Genomic DNA, 24,089 nt, shown 5'->3' on the forward strand with positions numbered 1-24,089 from the left:
TTTACTGCTTTAGTAAACCGAGTAGGTACTCGCCATATCCCGACTTTTCAAGAGGCCGGGCAATTTCTGCTAGTTTTTCTGAAGAGATATAACCCATTCGGTAGGCAATTTCTTCGATACATGAGATTTTGATACCCTGCCTTTTTTCCAGGATTTGAACAAACTGCCCGGCCTGCATTAGCGAATCAATCGTTCCGGTATCCAGCCAGGCCGTTCCACGGTCCATAGTGCTCACCTTGAGCTGCCCCATATTCAGGTAGGTTTTGTTTACATCGGTAATTTCCAGCTCACCTCTGGCACTGGGTTTTAGGTTTTTGGCAATGTCAACCACCTGATTGTCGTAGAAGTACAAGCCCGGCACTGCCCAGTTGGACTTTGGGTTTTGTGGTTTCTCTTCTATGGAAATGGCGTTCATGTCTTTATCAAACTCCACCACTCCGTAACGTTCCGGATCGTTTACTCGGTAAGCATAAACAATGCCTCCCTCCGGATCGGCATTTTCCTTCAGCAATTTTGGCAAACCCGATCCATAGAAAATATTATCTCCCAGAATAAGGGCTACTTTGTCGTTGCCAATGAATTCCTCTCCAATGGTAAAAGCCTGTGCCAAACCTTCCGGTTTGGGCTGTTCCGCATAGCTAAACGAGCAACCAATGCGGCTACCATCGCCTAACAATTTAATGAAGTTAGGCAAGTCGTGAGGGGTTGAAATAATCAGTATTTCTCTGATACCCGCCAGCATGAGTATAGACAAAGGGTAATAGATCATGGGTTTATCATAAACCGGCATTAGCTGCTTACTTACAGTATATGTAAGCGGATATAGTCTGGTGCCGGAGCCTCCGGCCAAAATGATTCCCTTCATATCTGATATTGTTTTTGGTAATAGTTTTGGTACGCACCCGAAGTTACATGATCCAACCATTCTTCATTGGCCAGGTACCAATCTACGGTTTTCTCCAAACCCTCTTCAAACTGCAGCGAGGGCTGCCACCCCAGTTCATCTTTAATTTTGGAAGCATCTATGGCATAACGCTTGTCGTGGCCGGCCCGGTCTTTCACAAAAGTGATAAGCTTTCTGGACTGCCCCAAGGTACGGCCCAACTTGCGGTCCATTACGTCACAGAGAAGTTCTACAATGTCCAGGTTCTTCCACTCATTAAACCCACCAATGTTATAAGTTTCGCCCAGCCTACCCCTGTGAAAGATCACATCGATGGCTCTGGCATGGTCTACCACATACAGCCAGTCTCGTATGTTATCCCCTTTGCCATAAATGGGTAGAGGCTTGTTATTTTTGATATTGTGTATGCAAAGCGGTAGCAATTTTTCCGGAAACTGATTAGGGCCATAGTTATTGGAACAATTGGAAATAACCACGGGCAATTTGTAGGTATTTGCATAAGCCCTTACAAAATGATCAGACCCTGCTTTTGAGGCAGAGTAGGGCGATTGAGGATCGTAAGGAGTACTTTCTAAGAAGAACCCTGTTTCACCCAGCGATCCATAGACCTCATCAGTAGAAATGTGATAAAACCTTTTGCCCTCCAAGTTGTCTGCCCAGTGTTTTTTGGCAGCGTTCAACAAGTTGACCGTACCTATAATGTTGGTTTTAACGAAAGCCAGGGGGTCGGCAATAGACCGGTCTACATGCGATTCTGCCGCCAGATGTATGACCCCATCGAAACGATGGGTAGCAAACAAGTCGTCCAGAAATTCAGCGTCTGTAATATCACCTTTTAAGAAGGTATAATTAGACGCCCCTTGTACATCCTTGAGGTTTTCCAGATTACCCGCATAGGTGAGTGCATCCAGATTGAAGATATAATAGTCTTGATAGTTGTTCACGAAGAGCCGAACTACATGGCTGCCAATAAACCCAGCCCCTCCCGTGATCAATATTTTTTTCATGATAGGATTTTTCACGAAGCTAATTGAGTATGTTTTAATTACAGGTGCAATTTAGTTGAATGTCTGATTTTCAAAGTTAAAGCTCTCCAAATTATCGTTAAACTATTCTACCTAACGATCGTTTGTTTGGTAACTCAAATTTGGTAATTTTCGACAAACTATAAGGGAAATGGATTTTGAATTGAACGAGAATCAGCGACTGATTGCTGATATGATCAAAGACTTTGGAGAGAGAGAAATAGCCCCTTTTCGCAATGAGTGGGACGATAAGCAAGAGTTTCCGGTTCATATTTTCAAGAAGTTTGGAGAGTTGGGCTTAATGGGAGTGTTGGTACCCCAGGCCTATGGTGGTTCTGGTTTTACCTATGATGAATACATTACAGTGGTTTCTGAGGTGGCTAAGCTCGACCCGGGAATTGGTCTTTCTGTGGCTGCGCATAACTCTTTGTGTACCGGACACATTTTACAGTTTGGCAATGAAGAGCAAAAGCAACGTTGGCTACCAAAGCTGGCTACAGCTGAATGGATTGGTGCCTGGGGGTTGACCGAGCCAAACACAGGTTCAGATGCCGGCAACATGAAAACTACGGCCAGAAAAGATGGCAACGAGTGGGTAATTAACGGTACAAAAAACTGGATTACACATGGCAAGTCGGGAGATGTGGCTGTAGTCATCGTGAGAACCGGAGAAGTTGGCGATTCGCATGGAATGACTGCCTTTGTGGTAGAAAGAGGAACCCCTGGCTTTAAAGCGGGTAAGAAGGAGGATAAGCTGGGTATGCGAACCTCTGAAACGGCTGAGATGATTTTTGAAGACTGCCGGATACCTGAAACAAGCATGTTGGGTAAAGAAGGAGAGGGCTTTGTTCAGGCTATGAAGGTTTTGGACGGAGGTCGTATTTCCATTGCTGCCCTGAGTTTGGGGATAGCTGAGGGAGCCTTTGAAGCTGCTTTGGCCTATTCACAAGAAAGGCATCAGTTTAATCAGCCAATCTTTAATTTTCAGGGCATATCGTTCAAATTGGCCGACATGGCTACTAAACTAGAATGTGCCAAGCTACTAACCTACCAGGCGGCTCACTTAAAGAATAATGGCAAGCCGGTAACCAAAGAGTCGGCCATGGCCAAGTACTATGCTTCTGAGTGTGCGGTATCTTTTGCCAATGAGGCTGTTCAGATTTTTGGTGGATATGGCTATACAAAGGACTATCCGGTAGAGAAGTATTATAGAGACAGCAAATTGTGTACAATTGGTGAAGGCACCTCTGAAATTCAAAAACTGGTGATTTCTAGGCAGATACTTCGGTAAATCATTCTGCCTTCCTTGGAATCTGCAAATCCTTTCTTTAACTTTGCGCTCCATTTGAGAGGAGGTGTTTAGATTATGATCATTATCAACGTAAAAGAAAACGAATCAATCGATAAGGCGCTCAAGCGTTTCAAAAAGAAATTTGAGCGAACCGGAGTTCTAAGAGAATTGAGATCTAGAACGAATTTCGAGAAGCCTTCTGTCACCCGCAGAAACGAGAAAATCAAAGCGGCTTACAAGCAAAAAATGTACGCCAAAGAAAACTACTAATCCATTTCTTTAGTAGTTATAAATTGCTATGTTAGTACTGTGTGTAATGACGCAGTACTGGCATGGTAGATTCCTTCCTTAGATACATATCCTACGAAAAGCGCTACAGCCAACACACTGTTAAGTCTTACCAAAACGACTTAAAGCAATTCGAGTTTTTCTGCCAAAGTAAGTTTAAAGTTCAAAACATAACCGAAGCCAATCAATTAATGATTAGGGCCTGGGTTTTGTCTTTGATGGATGGCGGTACTTCTCCCCGAAGTGTAAACAGAAAGATTGCTTCACTTAAATCGTTTTATAAGTATCTGCTCAAGAGAGATACTATTTCACAAGATCCGACTGTCAAGATAAAATCGTTAAAAGTAAAAAAAGAACTACCCGGCTTTGCGAATGAGGAGGAGTTTTCCGATTTTCTGAATAGGTTAGTTTTTGACGATTCACTGGAGGGCCAAATGGAGCAACTGTTGCTAGAGCTTCTCTACGGAACTGGCATTCGGCTCTCAGAACTTTTAGGTCTAAGGGTTTCAGACTTTAACCCCGGCCAGTCTACCATAAAGGTTTTGGGTAAAAGAAATAAGGAGCGTATAATTCCTATATCCCGTTCATTGAACAGTTTGTTAAAAAATTATATAACTGAGAAAAATCATGCCTTTTCTCACGATAGCGATTCGTTTTTGATCGTTAACAAGAATGGAGGGCAGGCATATCCGATGATGGTCTATCGAATAGTGAAGAAGTATCTTAGTCAGGTACAGTCATTGGATAAGAAGAGCCCTCATGCGTTGCGCCATACCTTTGCCACACATTTGTTGAACAAAGGTGCCGATTTGAATGCGGTGAAAGATTTGTTGGGGCACAGTAGTTTGGCAGCAACTCAAGTTTATACACATAATTCTTTGGACAAGCTGAAGTCGGTTTTCGATCAGGCCCACCCAAAGGCATAAGTTTAACCCTTAAAATTATATCATCATGAAAGTACAAGTTCAATCACTCCACTTCGATGCAGACATCAAGTTGATCAATTTTATCCAAAAGAAACTAGACAAGCTGGATACCTTTTATGAGAGGACTATTGATGCCGAGGTAATTCTTCGATTGAATAATGAGGGTGTACAAAACAAAACTGTAGAGATTAAGCTCAATGTGCCGGGCGAACAGTTATTTGCCCAAAAAACCAATGGTTCTTTTGAGGCGGCCACAGATCATTGTACGGAGGCACTTAGAAGACAGATAAAGCGGCATAAAGAAAAAATGCTAGCCCACTAGGTCGCCCAACTATAACAGAAAATGAAAGAAGCTGTCTCAAAAGTTAAATGAGCGTTACCCTGAACTTGCCTGACTTATGTAAAGGCAGGTTGCAGGGTCTTCACAGGGCTCATTATAGAACTCATAGATTCTGATTGAATTCACAAAGAGGAGTTTTAGAGCTTTTGAAACAGCCTCTTTATTTTACAGGCCGAATGCCTTTTTCACCTTATCTACATAATCTAATTTTTCCCAAGTAAATAGTTCTACTTCAAACTCCTGAGGCTGATTATTAGAATTGATGAATACTTTCTTCACTACTTCGTTTTTTCTTCCCATATGGCCATAGGCGGCCGTTTCTGAATACATGGGTGTTCTTAAATTGAGCCTGGTTTCGATGGCGTAAGGACGCATATCGAAAATTTCGGAAACCTTTCTGGCTATATCGCCATCGTTCATTTGGACTTTAGAAGTACCATAAGTGTTCACATAAATGCCCATTGGCTCAACTACGCCAATGGCATAGGACACCTGAACAAGTACTTCATCGGCTACTCCGGCTGCCACAAGGTTTTTGGCAATATGTCGCGTTGCATAAGCCGCAGACCGGTCTACTTTAGAGGGGTCCTTACCAGAAAATGCACCGCCACCATGAGCCCCCTTACCGCCATAAGTGTCTACAATAATTTTACGCCCGGTTAGACCTGTATCTCCATGTGGCCCTCCAATAACAAACTTTCCTGTAGGGTTGATGTGGTATTTGATATCATCGTTGAACAGCTTCTGAATTCTTTCCGGCAATTGAGCTTTAACTCGTGGGATCAGAATGTTGATGATGTCCGATTTAATTTTGGCCAGCATAGCTTCCTCCTCGTCAAAATCATCGTGCTGTGTAGACACCACAATAGCATCGATGCGAGTAGGGGTGTTGTCATCGTTGTACTCTATAGTAACCTGCGATTTAGCATCGGGTCTCAGGTAAGTAATTTCTTTGTTTTGTCTTCTAAGGTCTGCCAGCACTTGCAGTATCTTGTGAGACAAATCCAGAGCAAGAGGCATGTAGTTTTCCGTTTCGTTGGTTGCGTAGCCAAACATCATGCCTTGGTCGCCAGCGCCTTGCAGTTCTTTTGAAGCTCTATCTACCCCACGGTTAATGTCTTCGGATTGTTCATGAATAGCCGATAGTACACCGCAAGATTTGCTGTCGAATTGATACTCTGCCTTAGTGTAACCTATTTTTTCGATCACATCTCTGGCAATTCTCTGCACATCCAGATAGGTGTTGGACTTTACCTCTCCGGCCAAAACTACCTGACCGGTGGTAACCAATGTTTCGCAAGCTACCTTTGAGTCCGGATCGAAAGCCAGAAAATTGTCTATCAGCGCATCGGAGATTTGGTCTGCTACTTTGTCTGGGTGACCTTCCGATACTGATTCTGAGGTAAATAGGTATGGCATATTAGAATGTTTTAAGGCTGCAAAAATAAGAGTATGTATAGAACTGTGAAAGCTTTTTACAATTCTCTAGTTGGCATATAGGAGAAAGATAGTAGGAATTTTTTTGAGCTCTATTTCGCGCACATTCCATTTGGCAACGGGTTTTGTTTTAATAAGCTCCTTTTCGCCCGTAATATCTCGAGCTATACAAAGAAACGAATCGGGCCGGGCTACTTTAAGAATATCCATTAGAAGAGGCTCGTTGCGATATGGAGTATCCATAAATATTTGTGTCTGATCCTTTTCTCTAGACTCCTTCTCCAACTCCCTTATTTTTTGCTGGCGAGCTTTCCTATCTATGGGCAGGTAGCCATGAAAGGCAAAAGACTGGCCGTTGAAACCAGAGGCCATGAGCGCCATCAAAATTGACGATGGCCCTACCAATGGTTTGCAAGCCACTCCTAATTGCTGTGCCATGTGAACCAGTCTGGCACCAGGGTCTGCCACTCCTGGACAACCGCTTTCCGAAATAACGCCTAAATTTTTGCCCTCAAGGGCAAGTTGGGCAATTTCGAAACACTGTTCAAAGGTGGTTTTCTTATCTAAAATCCTGAAGTCGAGATTCTCTATGGTTAGGCCAAGTTGTAGGCTGCTCACGTATCTTCTGGCGGTTCTTAGGTCTTCTACCAGAAAAATGTCAGTAGCTTTTATGGCATCTTGTACCTGCGCGGGGATCACCTCTGTTTGAGTGTTTTGCGAGATGATATTGGGAATTAAGTATACTACTCCTGTGGCCATGTTAGTCTAAAAAGGCATTTACAATTTCAAAAAATTCTGTAGGCTTTTCAGCATGTAACCAATGACCTGCACCTTCTATGGTTTCTACTTTTGAGTTGGTAAAAATGGAATGAATTAAATTAAGGTCATCATTTAAAACGTAATCGGATTTAGAGCCTCTTATAAACAATGTGGGTTTTTCGAAGCGAGCATTCTGATTAAGGCCCTTTCCTACCTCTTCAATGTTTTTAGCAATAATATCCAGATTCATTTTCCAGCTAAAGCCTTCCTTGCTCCTCGCCAGGTTTTTGAGCAAAAATTGGCGAGTGCCGAAGTCCGGAATTTGCTCCTTAAGCAGCTCATCGGCCTCATTTCGGGAACTCAGATTCTTGAGTGGAACTGAGTAAAACGCTTTTATAATGGTTGTATGGTGAACAGGGTATGATTTTGGTCCAATATCGGCTACAATTAGACGCTCAACCATTTCGGGAAATGCCACAGCAAACTCCATAGCTGTTTTACCGCCCATGGAGTGGCCCAGTAATGTACATTTGGTAATGTTTAACTCATTTAAAAGCTGCTTTAAATCCTGAGCCATTACACCATAGTTAAACTCATTGTGGTGAAAAGAATTGCCATGATTTCTTTGGTCAACCAGAATGACCTTTTGGTACTCCGCCCATTTTTTTCCGAGAGTCATCCAGTTGTCTAATGAGCCGAAAAGACCATGAAGAATAACCAAAGGCTCTCCTTCGCCCAGAATCTTGTGGTTGAGAGTGCTCATATATTTAGTTCTCTTAAGTAAAGTTGAATAGTATTTTCCAAGCCATAGTACAGGGCATCACAGATGAGCGCATGGCCAATGGATACTTCATCTATATGGGGTATAGTCTTGACCAGATAGTTAAGATTTTCCAAATCCAGATCATGGCCAGCATTAATACCAATGCCCAACTCATGGGCTCTTTTGGCCGCAGCTGCGTATTTTGCAATAGCCTGTTCAGGGTTCTTTCGGTATGCTGTAGCGTACATTTCTGTGTAAAGCTCAATGCGGTCTGTTCCAAGTTTGGCAGCTCCTTCTATGATATCTATCTCCGGTTCTACAAAGATTGACACTCGCACACCAAGACCTTTTATGTGGTCGATGATAGGCTTGAGCTCCTCGGCTCGGCCAATAGTGTCCCAACCAGCATTAGAAGTAAGCACATTAGGAGGATCCGGTACCAGTGTGGCTTGCTCGGGACGTACTTCTTCTATGAGTTTTAGGTAGCGTTCATCAGGAAACCCTTCAATATTGTATTCGGTGGTTACTACCTGTTTTAAGTCGTAAACATCTTGGGTGGTAATATGGCGTTCGTCTGGCCTTGGGTGAACTGTAATTCCTTGAGCACCAAAACGTTCTGCATCTTTGGCCACTTGAACCACATTGGGGTTGTTTCCTCCTCTGGCGTTGCGAATGGTAGCTACCTTATTGATGTTCACACTTAGTCTAGTCATTCAAATTGTCTTTATTGCATAACTTTGCGCGCAAGTTAATGATTTCAAAACTCTCAAGAATATTTTGCCATGAGCCTAAAACAGCAAATTGATGCCGACATAAAGCAAGCTATGTTGGCCAAGAATAAGGACGAGCTAAAAGCTCTTCGTGCCATTAAATCAATGATTTTGTTGGCTGAAACCGATAAGGGTAGCTCCGGTGAACTCTCTGGCGATGCCGAGATGAAGCTATTGGCAAAAGCAGTAAAGCAAAGAAAAGACTCAGCAGCTATTTATAAAGAGCAGGGCAGAGAAGATTTGTATGCTGTAGAAATGGCTGAGGCCGAGGTAATTGAAAGATACCTTCCGAAACAACTAACAGAAGCTGAACTAAAGCAGGAACTTGAACAAATAATTGCTCAGGTTGGTGCTTCCGGTCCACAGGATATGGGCAAAGTAATGGGTGTAGCCTCCAAGGCTTTGGCCGGTCGCGCAGAAGGCAAGGCAATTTCTACCATGGTTAAAACTTTGCTTAGTCAATAGTTGAAAACCCTCGACATCATCTTGCTCATTCCATTGATTTTTGGAGCTGTTCTTGGTTTCAAGAAGGGGCTTCTGCTCGAAATAATAGGTGTATTGGCTTTTGTGCTGGCTATTATAGGCGGCTTTAAACTCATGGAAGTAGGCATGGTGTATCTGTCGGAGTATTTGCAAGACTTTGATCAGCTGCTGCCCTTCATCTCTTTTCTTGTCATTTTTTTGGCCATTATTATTCTGGTGAACATGCTGGGTAAGTTGCTTAAAAAAATGATAGACATGACCATTTTGGGTGGATTCGATAAGTTTGCAGGAGCCATACTAGGCCTTGTAAAATGGGCGATTGGCGTGAGCATTCTCCTGTGGTTAGTCAGTAATTTTGGTCTTCAATTGCCTGGCCAAAACGAAGAGTTAGTGCTTTACCCGTTTCTTACCGAGTTGGGCCCTAAACTCATAGCCTCACTGGATGTGGTGTTGCCATTTGCTCAGGAAATGCTCGATTCAATAAAAGCACTACTTTCTCCGGTGTGATTTTACTAATTGATAATTACGATTCGTTTACCTACAATCTGGTAGACTATTTCCGGCAGCTTGGCCTTGAGGTGGTTGTTAAGAGAAACGATGAACCGTTCGAGGAAATAGTATCAGAAACGTATCAGGCGGTGGTGCTTTCTCCCGGACCCGAAAAGCCTCAAAAGGCCGGTCAGTTAATGGCTTTGACTAAATATTACCTGGGTAAGTGCCCTGTATTAGGAATTTGTCTTGGGCACCAGGCTTTGGGTATACACTATGGTGCTCAACTTGTGAAGGCCATAAGGCCCATGCATGGCAAAATTTCCAGCATTCAACACAGTGGCACCGGTTTGTTCGGACAGTTGCCTTCAAAGCTAGCGGTGGTCCGTTATCATTCGCTGGTGCTTGCTGAGGTGCCCAAAGGCTTTGTAGCCACTGCTCGCACTAGTGAAGGAGAGCTAATGGCCATGGAAAACGTGAATCTAATGGCCTGTGGCGTTCAATTTCACCCGGAGGCCATTCTGACAGAATACGGTTTGCAGATGCTTAGAAATTGGGTTAGATTTTATAATATTGTTTGAACCGCGGTGTTCTAACAGCAGAACTTTAGTGCTGAACGGCTTGTTGAACTAACCAAAACTCATGGTAGCAGCAGATCTTATTAATCATATGATTCCTCCTCTAAAGCGGACAGACGATGGCAACAAGGCCATTGTTTGGATGGAAGAGCTACGTACCAACCAGCTGCCTGTTATTGAGAAAGGCCGTTTTCTAGGCTTCATTTCAGAAGATATTATTCTTGAAGACAATGATCCTCAAAAGGCAATCAGCGAGTACGACCTGGAAGATGCCGGTTGCGTGGTGCTGGAGCATCAGCATTTTTACGATGTAATTCGGATGGCTTCCGATTTCGATTCTCAAATGGTAGCGGTATTATCTTCTGCTGGGAGTTTTATGGGGGTTGTGGGTATAGAAGACACCATTCGTGCTATTGCTAACTCAACAGCCGTGCAAGATCAGGGAGCCATTTTGGTGTTGCTCGTTAACTATCGCGACTATTCTCTAGCGGAAATTTCTAGGCTGGTGGAGGGTGAAAATGCCAGAGTGTTGAGTGTTGCAGTGAGCCGAGATATTGCCGACAGCAGTATGTTTCGGGTAACGTTAAAGATAAATCAGACAGAAGTTTCTCACATTGTTGCCTCTCTTGAACGTTTCGGATATAAAATCATAGGCAGATTTCAGGAAGAAGAATCTAAATCGAACGAAAAAGAACGGTTCGACCTTCTCATGAAGTATCTCAACATTTAACACCCACTATGAAGATAGCCATTCACGGAAAAAGCACAGGGCCTGAAGCCCAGGGCTGTATTTCAGACATTATCGATTTTTTAAATAAAGATGGTATTGAGGTTGGCGTTTCTGCCGAGTACCTGAGCGATTTGGCAGAAAAAGATTTTAGGCTACCCGCAGTCAAATCATTCAGAAGAGGAGAAGACCTCTCCGGTTTCGACTTTGTGTTGAGTTTGGGGGGAGACGGCACCATTTTGGACACGGTAACTTACACCGACCGATGGGAAGTCCCCATAGTAGGTATAAACCTCGGGAGGTTGGGCTTTTTATCTACCACCCCGCGCGATGAAGTACAAGAGGCCCTACAAAAACTCGTAGCCGGCACCTTCGATATCGAATCACGGTCGCTCATTCATGTAGAATCTAATCAAGGGCTTTTTGAACCCTTTAACTTTGGGCTAAACGAGCTGACAATTGTTAAAAGAGAAACCTCATCCATGATTGTGGTGCACACATATGTGGACGGAGATTACCTGAACAGCTACTGGGCCGATGGTCTCATAATCGCCACACCCACCGGATCTACAGGATATTCTTTGAGTTGTGGAGGGCCATTGGTACACCCCAGCATGAAAAACTTTATTCTTACTCCCGTTAGTCCACACAATTTGAATGTACGACCGATTATTCTATCCGACAGAAGCCGGATAACTTTTGAAATTGAAGGAAGATCTCGTCAGTTCATGGTTTCTTTAGATTCCCGATCACAGAGTGTAGACGATTCGGTGGAAATAACCGTTAAGAGAGAGGAGTTTGAGGCCAAATTGGTACGCTTTCCGGAGACAAGATATTTTGACACTCTCAGACAAAAGCTAAATTGGGGCCTCGATGCCAGAAATTAACTTAACAATATTTAACTCGACTCATCTAAAACCTATTTCATCAGTTGTCTAGCTTGCAGCCATATCGTACGGATAATCTGTCCATTGTAAGGTATCTGTTCATCATTGCCTTTTTTATTATCCCCTTCGCAGCCAAGGCTCAGTTGTCTGAAATTGGTTTGGAAGTGGGCACAAATAACTACCTGGGCGATGTGGTGAGAAAATACGATTTCTCCAATGGATCTTTGGGTGGGCAGTTCTTCATCAGAAAGCACCTTAATGAGGGGGTGAGTTACCGCATTTCGGCTGGAATTGGTCAGTTGAAAGGGGCAGATGATGAAGCATTTGACGTGTTTTCAGCCAACAGGAGAGCTTCGTTTGAAGGTAGCTTCTTTCTAACCGACCTGCTCATTGAGTATCATTTTCTTAACTACAGGAATGAAAAACTTCAGCAGTTCTGGACTCCCTATTTGTTTTTTGGGGCAGGCCTTTACCGAATGGAAGGACAAGATAATTTTCTCACTAACTACGACACAGGTATTAATTTGCGCATACCAGTGGGTGTAGGAGTAAAATTACGATTAGACAGGCGGTGGGTATTGGGTATTGCCACTTCGGCCATAAGTACTGGCTCAGATATGCTAGACAATGTATCTGAAGCCACACCGAACATTAAAGACTACCGGGGAGGAAACCCCAACGACAATGATTGGATGTTTAATACATCCATATCGCTCAGTTATACCTTCTATAAGATTGTGTGTTGGAAGCCATTCTTCTAATCTGATTGACAAAGAGTACATTAGCTTTTAGAAAGCTGTTTCAATTTTGTACCTTCGCGCTTGATTTTTTTAGAGGTGTGTAGATGAAAGAAAAAATCAGGCAAGACAATCTTCCGGAGCATATTGCAGTAATTATGGACGGCAATGGCCGCTGGGCCAAAAAACAAGGCGCTGCCCGGGTGTTTGGGCATAAGAGTGCAGTAAAGTCTGTAAGAGATGTTACAGAAGGTTGCGCAGAGCTCGGTGTAAAATACCTTACGCTCTATGCCTTTTCTACAGAAAACTGGAATCGCCCAAAGTTTGAAGTTACGGCCCTCATGGAGTTGTTGGTTTCCACCCTTAGCTCAGAGATTAAAACGCTGATGGATAATGACATCAGGCTTGAGTCTATTGGAGACAGGGCAAGCTTGCCCCCCAAATGCCAAAGAGAGCTACAAGAAGCCATAGACAAAACCAGTGGAAATAGCCGGATGACACTTATTTTGGCCCTGAGCTATAGTGGTCGGTGGGATATAGCCCAAGCCATGAAAAAAATAGCCCTCGAAGTAGAAGAAGGAAAGCTGAAAGCTGAAAACATAAATCAGGATATAATTAATAACTATTTGGCAACTGCGGGAATTCCAGACCCTGAGTTGTTGATCAGAACAAGTGGAGAACTTCGTATTAGCAACTTTTTGCTCTGGCAAATGGCCTATACCGAGTTTTTCATTACAGAAACGTTGTGGCCCGATTTCAGGAAAAAAGACTTATATGAGGCCATAGTTTCTTATCAAGAAAGAGAAAGAAGGTTTGGAAAGATTAGCGAGCAAATAAAGAAGTGAGTTTGGGAATGAGAAAAATATTGGTGGCTACCAGCTTCCTGATTCTGGCCATGTCCAGTGCATTGTCTCAGGTAAGGTATGGAGTCAATGCTGGCGAAGGTGTACAAATCGACTATTCCAACCCTAAGGTTTTTGAAGTAGCAGAAATAAAGTTTACCGGACTCAATGTGCTTGACGAAAGAGCGTTGGTTTCGTTTGCCGGTATTAAAGTGGGAGATCGGATTACCATTCCGGGGCGTCAGGTTTCAGATGCCATCAAAAAACTTTGGACTCAAGGCATTATTGCCGATGTGCAGTTTTGGCTCACCAAAACAGAAGGAGACAGGGCCTACATAGAAGTAAGAATTGTAGAGCGCCCACGTATTCTGCGTTTCAGTATTGAGGGTGTTGGTGCCGGACAAAAGTCTGAACTGAAGGACCAGCTCGATGTAAATGGAAAAGTAGCCAGTGCCCCTCTCATCAAAAATTCAGAACTGGTTATAAAGAAATACTTTGTTGAAAAAGGCTACCTCAACGCCACCGTTAAAACAGAGCAAAGACTAGATTCCATAGTGAATGATGGTATTGAGTTAAACTTTGTAGTAGACCGAAAAAGCAAAGTCAAAATAAATAAAATAGAGTTTGAAGGAAACACTGATTTTGAGGACTCTCGCCTTAAAAAAGCTTTAAAAAACACGAAAGAAAAGCCCCGTTTTTGGCTCATCAACCGATTCTTCGAACAAGTGTTCAACACCTCGCCAAAAACCATTGGCAACTTTGTTGACAGCACCGAAACAGTGACTAACAAAGACTTTAAGCAGTTTATTAATGAAAACGTAAAGCTCAATTTTCTAAAGGGCTCCAAATTCATTGAGGCCGACTTTAAGGAAGATAAAATGTCGCTCATCAACTTCTACAATTCAAAAGGCTATAGAGACGCAGAAGTAATTGAAGATGAGGTAACTACCCTGAACGATGAGTACATAGACCTCCGTATTAAGGTAGACGAAGGAAATAAGTACTACATCCGGAACATAGACTGGGTGGGCAACTTTAAGTATACCGATGAATTTCTTACTGAAAAATTGGGAATCAAGAAGGGAGACGTTTACAACAAAGAGCGGATTGAAAAACGGACCCAGTTTGATAGCGATAGTGGTGATGATATACTCTCTCTTTATCAAGACGATGGCTACTTGTTCTTTAGGTTAGAAGTAGTTGAGGTAAGAGCAGAAAACGATTCGATCGACCTTGAGATGCGTATGTACGAAGGAGAACAAGCCACAATTAAGCGCATTATACTAAAAGGTAACGACCGTACCTCTGACCACGTGGTGTTGAGAGAAATCAGAACTCTACCAGGGCAGAAGTATAGCCGTAGAGAACTTATCAGAACCATTAGAGAACTGGGTCAATTAGGCTATTTCGATCCGGAGCAAATTAATCCCCAACCCATTCCCAACATTCAGGATGGTACGGTAGATATTGTCTTTAATTTGGTAGAGAAGTCGTCCGATCAAATTCAGCTTTCGGGAGGTTTCGGAGGGCCGTTTGGCTTTGTAGGTACTGTAGGGCTATCGCTCAACAACTTCTCAGTAAAAAACATAAACGATTGGAGCAAGTGGAGGCCGTATCCGAGTGGAGACGGGCAGAAACTATCCCTTCAGTTGCAGTCCAATGGCCGAAGATTTAGAAACTACAGTCTGGTATTTTCTGAACCATGGTTGGGAGGAAGAAAACCCAACAACTTCACCATTAGCTTTAACCGAACCGTTAATAGAAACATCAACTTTAGAACCAATGAGACTGACGGGTTCTTAAAAGCTTCAGGTTTCTCGGTAGGGTTGGGAAGAAGACTTAGATGGCCCGATGATTATTTTCAAATACAAAATAGCATAAGGTATCAGTTCTACGAGGTTTCTAACTTTGGGAATACACTCGGGTTTTCAAGCGGTCAATCCAACAGTTTAACCTTTAATACGGTTATTTCAAGAGGTAATATAGACCAGCCCACCTTCCCATCGTATGGATCTCAATTTACTCTGGCCATTAATGCCACCCCCCCATGGTCCATCCTTAACCCCGATTCCGACCGGTACGTAGATGGGGCGGACGAAAGTAGACGCTATAAATTTGTAGAATACCACAAGTGGATGTTCGATTGGTCTATGTTCATACCTGTGGGGCCAAAGTTTGTAATCAATGCCCGAGCTCATCTTGGCTTTATTGGCACATACTCCAAAAGAACAGACTCCGGACCATTCGAAAGGTTCTTCCTAGGGGGTAATGGATTAAATGGGGCAAACAACTTTATAATTGGACAGGACATTATAGCGTTAAGAGGGTATGAGGATAACTCAATAGACCCTGTTGACCCTGTAACCGGTTTTAGGGGAGGTATTGTCTACAACAAGTTTACGGCCGAACTGAGATACCCGGTATCTAAGGCACCAACTTCTACCATTTACCTTTTGGCATTTGGAGAAGCCGGAAATACCTGGATCGATTTTAGCGAATACTCGCCAAGAGACTTGTTCCGATCTGCCGGATTTGGTGCAAGAGTATTCTTGCCGGCCTTCGGACTTTTGGGTATCGACTGGGCCTATGGCTTCGATCAGGACAATTCACTATCGCCAGCCGTTTTGGGTGGGTCGCAGGTGCATTTTACTATCGGACAACAAATTAGGTAACCCATGCACAAAATTTTCTCCACCCTAGCATTATTGACATTAATCTCTAATTTTGCGCTGGCTCAAGGCAACGGATTTGGGCAGAAAATTGGCCATTTCGATTCAGAATACGTTCTTAGTCAGCTTCCTGAATACGCAGAAAAACAAAAGGAGCTGGAGGCTCTGGCAAAGACTTACGACAAAGAGGTACGAAGTTTGTACGATGAGCTCGAAAAGATGAGAGCCGAGCTAAGAGCCAATGAAGTATTGCTCACTCCGGCTATGATTGAAGAGCGAAAAAAGGCCATAGAAGCCAAAAGCCAGGAAGCGCTTCAAAAAAACACAGAGCTTTTTGGATTTGATGGCCTCTACTACAAAAAGGTAGACGAACTGCTAACACCTTTGCGTACCCGGCTGAACCTGGCCGTAGAGGTGATTGGAAAAAAACACGGACTGGACTATATCTTTGATAAGGCAGCCGATGTGGGTATAATTTACAGCAACCCGGTTCATGACTATACTGAATTTATACTGGAAGAACTGGGAGCACAGAAAAAGAGAAATTAAAGAAATTAAATAAGGATTATGATGCGTAAACTAATAGTGATGATTGCTTTTCTGTCAGTAGCGGCAGTTGCAAAGGCTCAGGAATTTAAGATTGGATATACCTTCCTTGAATATATAGTTGGAAATATGCCGGAAATGGAGAAGATTACTTCTGAACTTGAAACCTATTATTCGCAATTGCAAGCGCAGATTGAAGCGAAACAGAAGGATATTGAAACTAAGTACGCGCAGCTTGAACAAATGGCGCAACAGCCTAATGCTAATCAGGTAGTATTACAAGAAAGACAGAATGAAATTATTTCACTTCAAGAGCAATTTAGAAAGTTTCAAGTTCAAGCGGATCAGGCTTATAGAATGAAGGAAGCAGAAAAAATTGGCCCTATATATTCCAAGGTTCAAGATGCTATTGAGGTTGTTAGAAAGGAAAATGGGTTTGCGATCATTCTTAACTCTAGAGTTGGGAATTCTGCAGGTATTGTTTTGGCCGCTGACGAGTCTCTAAACATCACAGAGTTGGTGTTTAAGAAATTAGGTGTGCCAATGCCAAAAGAAGAACCAAGTGGCAATGCGGCTCCTACCGGAAATAACTAGAATAAAATTTTAAATGATAATGGAGGCTGTTTTTTAGAAGACAGCCTCTTTTTTTTACCTTCAATTCTATGAAACCTGCCCCTTTAAAACCCGGCGACAAAATAGCCATTGTAGCTACAGCTAAGAGACTAGAGAGGCCTATTGAACCGGGGCTTGGAATATTAGCCTCCTGGGGGCTTGATGTATGCAAAGGGCAGTTTCTTAATAACCCAGATGAGTATTTTGCAGCGAGCGATGCCAATCGTCTGGCCGATTTACAATGGGCCATGGACAATCCGGATGTTAAAGCTATTTGCTTTGCCAGAGGGGGGTATGGAACCACAAGAATCTTAGATCAGGCAGACTATAGCTCTTTTTCTCAGAACCCGAAATGGACAATTGGTTTTAGTGACTTAACCGGTTTTCAGTTGCAAATGGCTTCGTTGGGTATAGCGGCTGTTCACGGCCCCATGGCCTACACCCTTGGGCAAGACGATGCTTCTGATGTAGCCCTTAAAAATCTGCTTTTTGGGGAACAGCAGTTTGCCATTGAGCTGAACCCTAAGAGGCATTCAGCGGAAGGCAAGTGCATGGCAGCCATTACCGGAGGGAACCTAAGTCTTATTTATGAGTCTATAGGGGCCGCCAATGAAATGGATTGTGATGGAAAGATTCTATTTTTGGAAGAAGTAGGAGAAAGCTTATATGCCGTAGACCGTATGCTCAATAAACTAAAGCGAACGGGTAAGTTAGATCGACTGGCCGGACTTATTGTAGGAGACTTTAGCCACATTAACGATCCGGCAGGTTATTTCAATAGAGACTGCTATGCGCTCATCGCTTCATATTTCTACAACCTGAACATACCCAAGGCCTTTGGTTTTCCCGGAGGGCACGAAAACAGAAACATATCCCTACTTATGAATGCTCCCGTCCAAATGACGGTTGAGTCAGGCATTCTATATCTGGACTATAAATAGGACGCTTATATTAGAAAACCGGCCAGTAATCCTGCCAGAATGATTAATGGAGGAGGCACCTTTGTATAGGTGAGCAGAAGGAAGGTTCCAATAACTACCGAAACGTTCATTACCGAGTTATCTATAGGTTCGAACAGCAAGAAGGCTGCTGCAGCAACCATGCCCGCACTAGCAGCATGAATACCTTCTAACGATGCTCGCACAACTCTATATTTTTTGAGGCTGTCCCAAAAGCGGATGACAAAGAAAATGAGAAAAGTACCCGGTAGAAATATGCCACAGGCGGCTATAAAGCCACCTAGTATTTGTCCTCCGATACCGAGATCGCGAACGGAGAGAGCCCCCACAAACGAACTCACCGAAAAAGTAGGGCCGGGAACCGCCTGTACCATGGCCAGCCCGGAAAGAAACTCTTCTGAACTCAGGTAGCCTTTAAATTCTACGAATTCCTTGTTAAGAAATGGAATAAGTACCTGCCCACCTCCAAAAATGAGACTTCCGTTTCGATAGAAATTTTCGAACAGTAGGACTATACGATCTTGAGTGAACGCACCCAACAAAGCGGCAGCAATGAGTACCAAACCCCAAAGGGTAAAGTTGCCCCATTTTATTCTCACCTTTTCCTTAACTTCTATTTCTTGTTTTTTATACTTAAAGGCGGTGAGCGTACCGGCAAAAACCAACACAATTGGCAGAGCGGCAGGTTTGGAAATAAAGTAGGTGACTATAGCAGAGAGTGCCATTAGAGCCCCGGCAGTTTTGGTCGTCACCATTTTTGAGGCAATAACGTAGGCTCCATAACTTATGAAACCAACGGCCATAGGTTGTATAAACCGGGTAAATTCCAGGCTAAAGTTCTTGGTTTGATACCTGTCTACTAAAATGGCTGCCGTAGTCATTATAGCTACTGCAGGTAACATCCAAACCAGCAAGGTAAGGTAGGCAAGGTTGGCACCACCAATTCTAAACCCAATAGCCGTTATGGTTTGTGTGGAGGTAGGCCCTGGTAATATCTGACAGAGAGCATATAGCTCCATGAGTTCTTCTTCAGAAACATAGCCACGCTTCTTAACCATTATTTTAAGAAGCATGGCTAAATGTGCCTGTGGGCCACCAAAAGCGCTAATGGCCAAAATGAATACATCTTTTAGAAAGATGAAGTATCGAATGCGTTTTACCGCTGGCACTTCCCCTTATTTTTTTCGAAGGCCAATCTCGGCCAAACGTTGCTCTAGGAACTCGCCCGCAGTAATATCGTCATACAACTTAGGGTGTGCATCATCTATACAGCTCTCCAGGCAAGTAAGATCCATTTCAGACCTTGGGTGCATAAAGAAAGGTATGGAGTACCGAGATGTACCCATTTTGTCTTTCGGAGGGTTAACCACTCTGTGAATGGTAGACTTAAGCTTGTTGTTGGTATGTCTTGAAAGCATATCGCCAACATTTACTACCAGTTGGTCTGGTAGGGCAGTAATGGGGATCCATTTACCATCATTCCTGAGCACTTGCAGACCATCAGCACTTGCTCCCATCAATAATGTAATCAGGTTAATGTCGCCATGCTCAGCGGCACGAACTGCATCGGCCGGAACCGCCTCCGGATTTTCAATTGGGAAGTAGTGGATAGGTCTTAAAATACTATTTCCGTTGTGCACTTTTTGGTCAAAATAGTGTTCGTCCAAACCCAGATAAAGAGCAATAGCCTGAAGCATTTTTACCCCGGCATTTTCCAAAGTTTTGTACACTTCCTTACCAATGGCTTCCATTTCCGGCACTTCTTCAGGCCATATATTGTCCGGATACTCATTTTTTATGGGGTCACCATCGGTTACCTCCTGACCAATGTGGTAGAACTCCTTCAGGTCTCCAGTGCTTCGGCCTTTCGCATGTTCTTTTCCTTTGCCAATATAGCCTCTCTGGCCCGCTAGTTCCGGCACTTCATATTTCTGCTTCACTTCATCGGGCAGAGCAAAAAACTTTTGAATGGCCGTATAGAGTTTTTCGGTCATTTCATTGGTTAAGCCATGGTTTTTAATGGCTACGAAACCAATGTTGTTATAGGCTGCTCCCAGATCTTGAACGAAAGCCTCTTTTTGTTCCGGGCTTCCATTAGTAAAATGTGCAAGGTCTAGCGATGGCACTTCATCATATAGAATTGAGCTCATGAGAATAATATTTGACTTGTAAATTAAACATAAAGTGTCGATTTCAGCTACTCATTATCGTTTTCAACACGTCTATCGACTTTATTTCCTTCAGACTATCTGTATGAACCTGGTAAAACTTAATAATATGGTCGAGCAAATCGCGCCTCAAGGCATTACTCAAACCAATATGGATTCCCATTTTTTCATGCATGAGCTGGTCGAGCAGAGCGAGCTCATCTGTTACTAAATTAAAATGATATCCGGCCTCAGCCAGTTGGTCAATAAGGTCGGCTCCGTTGGCGGGGCCAAAGCCCATAAATGCACTGGCTTTAAGAAGTAATTGCAAATGAAAATTGTTGAGGTATTCAGATTGGTTGTCGAATAGTATTAGTGACTGTTCCAAAAAAAGAAAGAGTTCTTCATTAGGCGATTCGTTTCGTAGCACTTTACCAAATACTTCTGTCAGAAACATGCCTATTGCCCTTTTGGTAGGGTGGAAAGGCAATTGCTGATAGCTGAGAGAGAAGCGGGCCTCAGAAATGCGCTGAATGTCTTTGCCGGGTTTATGGTACACCACCAGGTCGAGCAAAGAAAGCGGTTGGTAGAGGGCCGTTTTGCCCCGGGCCTTTTGGCTCCTTACGCCATTCACTATGTAGGACTGCATCCCGTAGTTTTGCGTAAAAATACGCGCGATAATGGAGGTTTCGCTGTACTTAATTGTGCCCAGCACAAGCCCTTTGGTGTGGTATAGCATTAGATAACCACTATTTTAGTTACATAGGTTTCTGTTCCAAGTTCATTGGTACTAAACACCAGATAGACCCCGGTTTTTACCCTGGTGCCGTTTACATCTCGTACATCCCAAATGGCTGTACTGCCATTGGCCCGTAAGTTTTTTACCAGCTTTCCTGATACATCTGTAATTTTCAGAAAAGCATTATTCACCAAACCTTCTATTACTACTGAACCTTCAAACCCGGGCTTAACAGGATTAGGGTATGCCACTACATCTTCATGCCTATCGGTACCTAATGTGGCGTCACCTCTAAAAGAAACCATACCCAAAGGAGTGGCAATAAACAACTCGCCCGTTTGTGGCGCCAATGCCAGAGAAACAATGTGGTTGGAAGGCAGTGGACTATTGTTGATAGTGAAATGATAGATCAGCTCATCGCCCGATTCGGAGAATAGCCAGAGACCATTACTTCTGGTGGCAAACCACTTTCTGTTGGCCGGGTCAACTACCATATCGGTAATGTACTCATTGCGAAGCAACAGACGGTTTTGATATATCGGTATTGAAGCCGTAAGCGATTGATTGTTTAACACAGCACCCGGATTGGTGAAGAAGGCCATGCCCTGACTGGTGGTGACCCAAACAAACAAGTCATTATCTGAATAAATCGATGTAATCTCATTGCTGGGCAAGCCGCCTTGCCCTCCGTTGAGATTTAAATGTCTGGAGCGCCCCGATTCATCATCGTATACTACGATTCCTCCACCAAAATCAGGGTCTATGGTAAGCCATTTGAGTCCGGTTGGTCCCACAAAAACATCAATGGCATAACGCGCCAAATCGTGGGGAGGAGTATAGCTTTGCCAGGTATTGGTAGAAGGGTTGAATGAGAAGAGCGAGGGGCTTCGATCATGCAGTGTCAGCCATAAAAGTCCGTTGTTATCTGAAGTTACCGCGGTTGCTCTGTATTCATTTTGGGCATTGGGCTGAGGTGCCTGGGCACTCGTTCCCGGTTGCGAAACATCATTTACTCCGGTCCATTCTAGCAGCCCGTGTTCAAACGAAACCACGTATGAGGTTTCGCCAATTCTTTCTACATCTACTATGTTTTGGATTGGTTCATTGTTCCATATGAATGAATAATTGGCCCAAAGGTTGGTTTCAACATCGAACTCACCTATGAAACCTTGGCCGGAAACCCGGTTGTTGAAAGAGCTGCTATTGAAAGCGATTTTTCCCTGGTTAAACTGACCGTTGTGCAGAGTATCGCCCATTGGCCCGGCCGGCATAAACTGTTCAAAATCTGACTGGGAAGGAATAGCCCTCAAAAGCCCTTTTTGGGAAGTAGCCAGCCAGATAAAGGGAGGGTTCTGCGCAGAATAATTTACTCGGCCTGACGATGCTGAAACGGCCACCGATTGGGTAAGCTGTGATCCATTGAGCTGATATACTCGATCATGAGTGGTAATCCATAATTCTTCATTCGTGCCTTCCAGGCGCACAATGGTGGAGGGGAAATTTTCTGTAAACTGCCAACCAGCCGATGTTTTCTGAAACAAATCGGTTTCACTACCAGCAAAAAGCCCATCATTGGTCTCGGCAATGGTTTCGAAACCTATTCCTGTGAGCGCCCTCTTCCAGTTGTTAAAGTCTTGCCGGTTGGTACCGTTGTTAAGGCTGGCCGAAAGCAGACCATCGGCCGTAGCGGCATATATACTATCGTTATCGAAATGCAGATCGTAGATGGCCAGAGGGCTTCCGTTTTGCCCCAGGTTCTGATAGGCTTCGCTAATTTCATTCCGGCTTAGGTTGTACACTATAATACCCAAATCTCCGGCCAGGTAAATATTGCCATTGTGGGCTTTTATGGAATGGTATTTTTTAGAAAGGGTGGTCTGGAAGTTTTTTACCGTATTGATATTACGGACAGAGGACGGGCCTACCAGGTCGATGTTGCCGTTCTTATAGCCAATCACCAATGTTTTTTCATCGGAGAGCAGGCCAATGGCACCTATGCCTACATCGGATAAGCCGGTTAGTTTGTTAAGCTTGGTCAGGCTCAACTCTTCCCTGTCAATACTAAAAATAGCCTGTTCAGTAGCCACAAAAATGGCCTCTGATCCCACCACTACTTGTTTTACATGCGTATAGCTAAAGTGTGTTTGCCAACCGAGTACAGGTATAGCACTCTGAGCCAGAGAAATTACCTGACTTATCAGCCAAAAGGCACCCATAAGTAAAGCCAGTCTTTTCACTTTTTCTTGTGCTGCTTTTCTTTTTGTCCCTGGTAGAAGTATTTACGGTTTCGGGCCTGATAAATATCTTTTTCTCCCAGTTCAACAGTTTTATCGCTATCGGTAAGCTTAAAGGAGAAAGAAGCCAAAGACCCGCTCACAGCACAAATGGCGTGCAGTTTGGTTACAAACTCGGCAATAGCCAAGAGATAGGGCATAGGTCCAAAAGGCTGCCCGTTGGCGTCCATGTCAAGGCCTGCAACAATTACTCTTTTGCCTCCATTGGCTAGTTTACGGCAGACATCTACAATGTCTTTGTCAAAAAATTGAGCTTCGTCAATACCAATTACATCGCTGTCGCCAGCCAGCAGCAAAATGTCTGAAGCAAACTGTACGGGGGTAGAGCGAATGGCTGTTTTGTTGTGCGAAACCACATCTTGCTCATCGTAACGAGTATCCAGTGCCGGTTTGAAAATTTCCACTTTCTGTCGGGCAATGGTGGCTCTTCTAAGCCTGCGGATTAGTTCTTCCGTTTTGCCTGAAAACATACAGCCGCATATTACCTCTATGCTTCCCGTGGTATGCTCTCCGGAAATATTGGTCTGTGGCTCAAGAAACATATCAGTCCGTATAGGTTAAATGTGGAAACTTATTCTGTTCAGCTACACTCACCTCAATATCGCCATTTAGGGTGTTTTGACAGGCCAAGCGCTCGTTTTCTTTTAATCTACCCAAATCTATCAACTTTTGCTCGGCCTCATTAGGAGCAGAAAAGTGCTCCTGGCCTGAATGAATGACCATACGGCAAGATGTGCACCTCCCTTTGGCACCACAAGCAAACATCCAATCAATCTGATGGTCATGAATAATTTTGAGGATTGAATCGTTACTAGTGGGAACATCAATCAGTTTATTATTCAGATTTCGGATCAGGATTTTGGGCATTATGATTTAA

Annotated in this window: 27 protein-coding genes; 15 read left to right on the top strand and 12 right to left on the bottom strand. The window is 43.6% G+C overall.

Annotation, left to right across the window (positions count from 1 at the left end; translation table 11 throughout):
- Window position 1: 1 nt before the first annotated feature.
- Entirely contained in the window at window positions 2–865 is an 864-nt protein-coding gene (gene rfbA / locus B3O12_RS01575; RefSeq protein WP_189628664.1) for a glucose-1-phosphate thymidylyltransferase RfbA, read from the bottom strand.
- Window positions 862–1,911: a dTDP-glucose 4,6-dehydratase gene (gene rfbB, locus B3O12_RS01580; RefSeq protein WP_189628663.1), complete on the bottom strand. Its 1,050-nt coding sequence runs from the start codon at window positions 1,909–1,911 to the stop codon at window positions 862–864. The genes rfbA and rfbB overlap by 4 nt, the downstream gene beginning before the upstream one ends.
- 169 nt (window positions 1,912–2,080) lie before the next feature.
- On the opposite strand from rfbB, the gene B3O12_RS01585 reads away from it, so the two are divergent.
- From B3O12_RS01585 to hpf, 4 genes are all read left to right on the top strand, one after another.
- Window positions 2,081–3,220 carry an acyl-CoA dehydrogenase gene (locus tag B3O12_RS01585; RefSeq protein ID WP_286755045.1) on the top strand — a complete coding sequence of 380 codons (1,140 nt, stop codon included), beginning with the start codon at window positions 2,081–2,083 and terminating at the stop codon, window positions 3,218–3,220.
- Window positions 3,221–3,295: 75 nt separating this feature from the next.
- Window positions 3,296–3,490, top strand: coding sequence for a 30S ribosomal protein S21 (gene rpsU / locus B3O12_RS01590; protein ID WP_189628661.1), 195 nt, complete (start codon window positions 3,296–3,298; stop codon window positions 3,488–3,490).
- Window positions 3,491–3,552: 62 nt separating this feature from the next.
- Entirely contained in the window at window positions 3,553–4,434 is an 882-nt protein-coding gene (locus tag B3O12_RS01595; protein WP_286755046.1) for a tyrosine-type recombinase/integrase, read from the top strand.
- A 25-nt stretch (window positions 4,435–4,459) separates the two neighbouring features.
- A complete protein-coding gene (hpf, locus tag B3O12_RS01600) occupies window positions 4,460–4,756 on the top strand; it encodes a ribosome hibernation-promoting factor, HPF/YfiA family (RefSeq protein ID WP_189628659.1) in 297 nt (98 codons plus the stop codon).
- Window positions 4,757–4,939: 183 nt separating this feature from the next.
- Here hpf and metK read toward each other — a convergent pair whose 3' ends face one another.
- The 4 genes from metK to B3O12_RS01620 all read right to left on the bottom strand — a co-directional run bounded on the left by metK (window position 4,940) and on the right by B3O12_RS01620 (window position 8,446).
- Window positions 4,940–6,193 (bottom strand): methionine adenosyltransferase, encoded by a 1,254-nt coding sequence (gene metK, locus B3O12_RS01605; protein WP_286755047.1) that lies wholly within the window; start codon window positions 6,191–6,193, stop codon window positions 4,940–4,942.
- Window positions 6,194–6,259: 66 nt separating this feature from the next.
- Window positions 6,260–6,970, bottom strand: coding sequence for an SAM-dependent methyltransferase (locus B3O12_RS01610; protein ID WP_286755048.1), 711 nt, complete (start codon window positions 6,968–6,970; stop codon window positions 6,260–6,262).
- Window position 6,971: 1 nt separating this feature from the next.
- Window positions 6,972–7,733 carry an alpha/beta fold hydrolase gene (locus B3O12_RS01615; RefSeq protein WP_189628656.1) on the bottom strand — a complete coding sequence of 254 codons (762 nt, stop codon included), beginning with the start codon at window positions 7,731–7,733 and terminating at the stop codon, window positions 6,972–6,974.
- Window positions 7,730–8,446 (bottom strand): pyridoxine 5'-phosphate synthase, encoded by a 717-nt coding sequence (locus B3O12_RS01620; RefSeq protein ID WP_286755049.1) that lies wholly within the window; start codon window positions 8,444–8,446, stop codon window positions 7,730–7,732. Before B3O12_RS01620 ends, B3O12_RS01615 begins: the two co-directional genes overlap by 4 nt.
- Before the next feature lie 69 nt (window positions 8,447–8,515).
- On the opposite strand from B3O12_RS01620, the gene B3O12_RS01625 reads away from it, so the two are divergent.
- The 11 genes from B3O12_RS01625 (at window position 8,516) to B3O12_RS01675 (ending at window position 18,014) form a co-directional block, all read left to right on the top strand.
- The gene (locus tag B3O12_RS01625; protein WP_189628654.1) at window positions 8,516–8,968 is read left to right on the top strand and encodes a GatB/YqeY domain-containing protein; all 453 of its coding nucleotides are present in this window, start codon (window positions 8,516–8,518) and stop codon (window positions 8,966–8,968) included.
- Complete coding sequence (locus tag B3O12_RS01630) at window positions 8,969–9,493, top strand: CvpA family protein (protein ID WP_189628653.1); 525 nt, start codon at window positions 8,969–8,971, stop codon at window positions 9,491–9,493.
- Window positions 9,490–10,056, top strand: a complete 567-nt coding sequence (locus B3O12_RS01635) for an anthranilate synthase component II (protein ID WP_286755050.1) — start codon at window positions 9,490–9,492, stop codon at window positions 10,054–10,056. Before B3O12_RS01630 ends, B3O12_RS01635 begins: the two co-directional genes overlap by 4 nt.
- Window positions 10,057–10,117: 61 nt before the next feature.
- A complete protein-coding gene (locus B3O12_RS01640) occupies window positions 10,118–10,783 on the top strand; it encodes a CBS domain-containing protein (protein WP_286755051.1) in 666 nt (221 codons plus the stop codon).
- An 8-nt stretch (window positions 10,784–10,791) separates the two neighbouring features.
- Window positions 10,792–11,667 (top strand): NAD kinase, encoded by an 876-nt coding sequence (locus B3O12_RS01645; RefSeq protein ID WP_189628651.1) that lies wholly within the window; start codon window positions 10,792–10,794, stop codon window positions 11,665–11,667.
- Between the two features lie 44 nt (window positions 11,668–11,711).
- Window positions 11,712–12,428, top strand: coding sequence for a DUF6089 family protein (locus B3O12_RS01650; protein WP_286755052.1), 717 nt, complete (start codon window positions 11,712–11,714; stop codon window positions 12,426–12,428).
- 83 nt (window positions 12,429–12,511) lie between these two features.
- On the top strand, window positions 12,512–13,249 hold the full coding sequence (locus B3O12_RS01655) for an isoprenyl transferase (RefSeq protein ID WP_286746561.1): 738 nt from the start codon (window positions 12,512–12,514) through the stop codon (window positions 13,247–13,249).
- A gap of 8 nt (window positions 13,250–13,257) precedes the next feature.
- Window positions 13,258–15,918 (top strand): BamA/OMP85 family outer membrane protein, encoded by a 2,661-nt coding sequence (locus B3O12_RS01660; protein WP_286755053.1) that lies wholly within the window; start codon window positions 13,258–13,260, stop codon window positions 15,916–15,918.
- A gap of 3 nt (window positions 15,919–15,921) precedes the next feature.
- Window positions 15,922–16,464 (top strand): OmpH family outer membrane protein, encoded by a 543-nt coding sequence (locus B3O12_RS01665; protein ID WP_189628647.1) that lies wholly within the window; start codon window positions 15,922–15,924, stop codon window positions 16,462–16,464.
- Between the two features lie 18 nt (window positions 16,465–16,482).
- Window positions 16,483–17,055, top strand: coding sequence for an OmpH family outer membrane protein (locus B3O12_RS01670; RefSeq protein ID WP_286755054.1), 573 nt, complete (start codon window positions 16,483–16,485; stop codon window positions 17,053–17,055).
- Between the two features lie 68 nt (window positions 17,056–17,123).
- Window positions 17,124–18,014, top strand: coding sequence for a S66 peptidase family protein (locus B3O12_RS01675; RefSeq protein ID WP_286755055.1), 891 nt, complete (start codon window positions 17,124–17,126; stop codon window positions 18,012–18,014).
- 5 nt (window positions 18,015–18,019) lie between these two features.
- On the opposite strand, the gene chrA is transcribed toward B3O12_RS01675, so the two are convergent.
- The 6 genes from chrA to B3O12_RS01705 are packed head-to-tail and all read right to left on the bottom strand — an operon-like array spanning window position 18,020 to window position 24,079.
- A complete protein-coding gene (chrA, locus tag B3O12_RS01680) occupies window positions 18,020–19,201 on the bottom strand; it encodes a chromate efflux transporter (RefSeq protein ID WP_189628644.1) in 1,182 nt (393 codons plus the stop codon).
- 6 nt (window positions 19,202–19,207) lie between these two features.
- Window positions 19,208–20,182, bottom strand: a complete 975-nt coding sequence (locus B3O12_RS01685; protein WP_286755056.1) for an isopenicillin N synthase family dioxygenase — start codon at window positions 20,180–20,182, stop codon at window positions 19,208–19,210.
- A gap of 43 nt (window positions 20,183–20,225) precedes the next feature.
- Window positions 20,226–20,918, bottom strand: a complete 693-nt coding sequence (gene recO, locus B3O12_RS01690; protein WP_286755057.1) for a DNA repair protein RecO — start codon at window positions 20,916–20,918, stop codon at window positions 20,226–20,228.
- Window positions 20,918–23,155, bottom strand: coding sequence for a T9SS type A sorting domain-containing protein (locus B3O12_RS01695; RefSeq protein WP_286746549.1), 2,238 nt, complete (start codon window positions 23,153–23,155; stop codon window positions 20,918–20,920). The genes recO and B3O12_RS01695 overlap by 1 nt, the downstream gene beginning before the upstream one ends.
- Window positions 23,152–23,754, bottom strand: a complete 603-nt coding sequence (locus tag B3O12_RS01700; RefSeq protein WP_189628640.1) for a thymidine kinase — start codon at window positions 23,752–23,754, stop codon at window positions 23,152–23,154. The genes B3O12_RS01695 and B3O12_RS01700 overlap by 4 nt, the downstream gene beginning before the upstream one ends.
- A gap of 1 nt (window position 23,755) precedes the next feature.
- Window positions 23,756–24,079, bottom strand: coding sequence for a 2Fe-2S iron-sulfur cluster-binding protein (locus B3O12_RS01705; RefSeq protein WP_189628639.1), 324 nt, complete (start codon window positions 24,077–24,079; stop codon window positions 23,756–23,758).
- Window positions 24,080–24,089: the final 10 nt, after the last annotated feature.

It is taken from the genome of Roseivirga sp. UBA838, assembly GCF_002296035.1.
In the GTDB taxonomy this organism is placed as follows: domain Bacteria; phylum Bacteroidota; class Bacteroidia; order Cytophagales; family Cyclobacteriaceae; genus Roseivirga; species Roseivirga thermotolerans.

What these genes read in the sequence shown, in the direction of transcription:
- B3O12_RS01665 (WP_189628647.1), top strand. Translation starts at nt 15,922, where the DNA reads ATGCACAAAATTTTCTCCACCCTAGCATTATTGACATTAATCTCTAAT.
- B3O12_RS01645 (WP_189628651.1), top strand. Translation starts at nt 10,792, where the DNA reads ATGAAGATAGCCATTCACGGAAAAAGCACAGGGCCTGAAGCCCAGGGC.
- B3O12_RS01625 (WP_189628654.1), top strand. Translation starts at nt 8,516, where the DNA reads ATGAGCCTAAAACAGCAAATTGATGCCGACATAAAGCAAGCTATGTTG.
- B3O12_RS01610 (WP_286755048.1), bottom strand. Translation starts at nt 6,970, where the DNA reads ATGGCCACAGGAGTAGTATACTTAATTCCCAATATCATCTCGCAAAAC.
- B3O12_RS01655 (WP_286746561.1), top strand. Translation starts at nt 12,512, where the DNA reads ATGAAAGAAAAAATCAGGCAAGACAATCTTCCGGAGCATATTGCAGTA.
- rfbB (WP_189628663.1), bottom strand. Translation starts at nt 1,911, where the DNA reads ATGAAAAAAATATTGATCACGGGAGGGGCTGGGTTTATTGGCAGCCAT.
- B3O12_RS01685 (WP_286755056.1), bottom strand. Translation starts at nt 20,182, where the DNA reads ATGAGCTCAATTCTATATGATGAAGTGCCATCGCTAGACCTTGCACAT.
- metK (WP_286755047.1), bottom strand. Translation starts at nt 6,193, where the DNA reads ATGCCATACCTATTTACCTCAGAATCAGTATCGGAAGGTCACCCAGAC.
- B3O12_RS01620 (WP_286755049.1), bottom strand. Translation starts at nt 8,446, where the DNA reads ATGACTAGACTAAGTGTGAACATCAATAAGGTAGCTACCATTCGCAAC.
- B3O12_RS01705 (WP_189628639.1), bottom strand. Translation starts at nt 24,079, where the DNA reads ATGCCCAAAATCCTGATCCGAAATCTGAATAATAAACTGATTGATGTT.
- B3O12_RS01675 (WP_286755055.1), top strand. Translation starts at nt 17,124, where the DNA reads ATGAAACCTGCCCCTTTAAAACCCGGCGACAAAATAGCCATTGTAGCT.
- rpsU (WP_189628661.1), top strand. Translation starts at nt 3,296, where the DNA reads ATGATCATTATCAACGTAAAAGAAAACGAATCAATCGATAAGGCGCTC.
- B3O12_RS01585 (WP_286755045.1), top strand. Translation starts at nt 2,081, where the DNA reads ATGGATTTTGAATTGAACGAGAATCAGCGACTGATTGCTGATATGATC.
- B3O12_RS01670 (WP_286755054.1), top strand. Translation starts at nt 16,483, where the DNA reads ATGATGCGTAAACTAATAGTGATGATTGCTTTTCTGTCAGTAGCGGCA.
- rfbA (WP_189628664.1), bottom strand. Translation starts at nt 865, where the DNA reads ATGAAGGGAATCATTTTGGCCGGAGGCTCCGGCACCAGACTATATCCG.
- B3O12_RS01660 (WP_286755053.1), top strand. Translation starts at nt 13,258, where the DNA reads ATGAGAAAAATATTGGTGGCTACCAGCTTCCTGATTCTGGCCATGTCC.
- hpf (WP_189628659.1), top strand. Translation starts at nt 4,460, where the DNA reads ATGAAAGTACAAGTTCAATCACTCCACTTCGATGCAGACATCAAGTTG.
- recO (WP_286755057.1), bottom strand. Translation starts at nt 20,918, where the DNA reads ATGCTATACCACACCAAAGGGCTTGTGCTGGGCACAATTAAGTACAGC.
- B3O12_RS01640 (WP_286755051.1), top strand. Translation starts at nt 10,118, where the DNA reads ATGGTAGCAGCAGATCTTATTAATCATATGATTCCTCCTCTAAAGCGG.
- B3O12_RS01615 (WP_189628656.1), bottom strand. Translation starts at nt 7,733, where the DNA reads ATGAGCACTCTCAACCACAAGATTCTGGGCGAAGGAGAGCCTTTGGTT.
- B3O12_RS01595 (WP_286755046.1), top strand. Translation starts at nt 3,553, where the DNA reads ATGGTAGATTCCTTCCTTAGATACATATCCTACGAAAAGCGCTACAGC.
- B3O12_RS01700 (WP_189628640.1), bottom strand. Translation starts at nt 23,754, where the DNA reads ATGTTTCTTGAGCCACAGACCAATATTTCCGGAGAGCATACCACGGGA.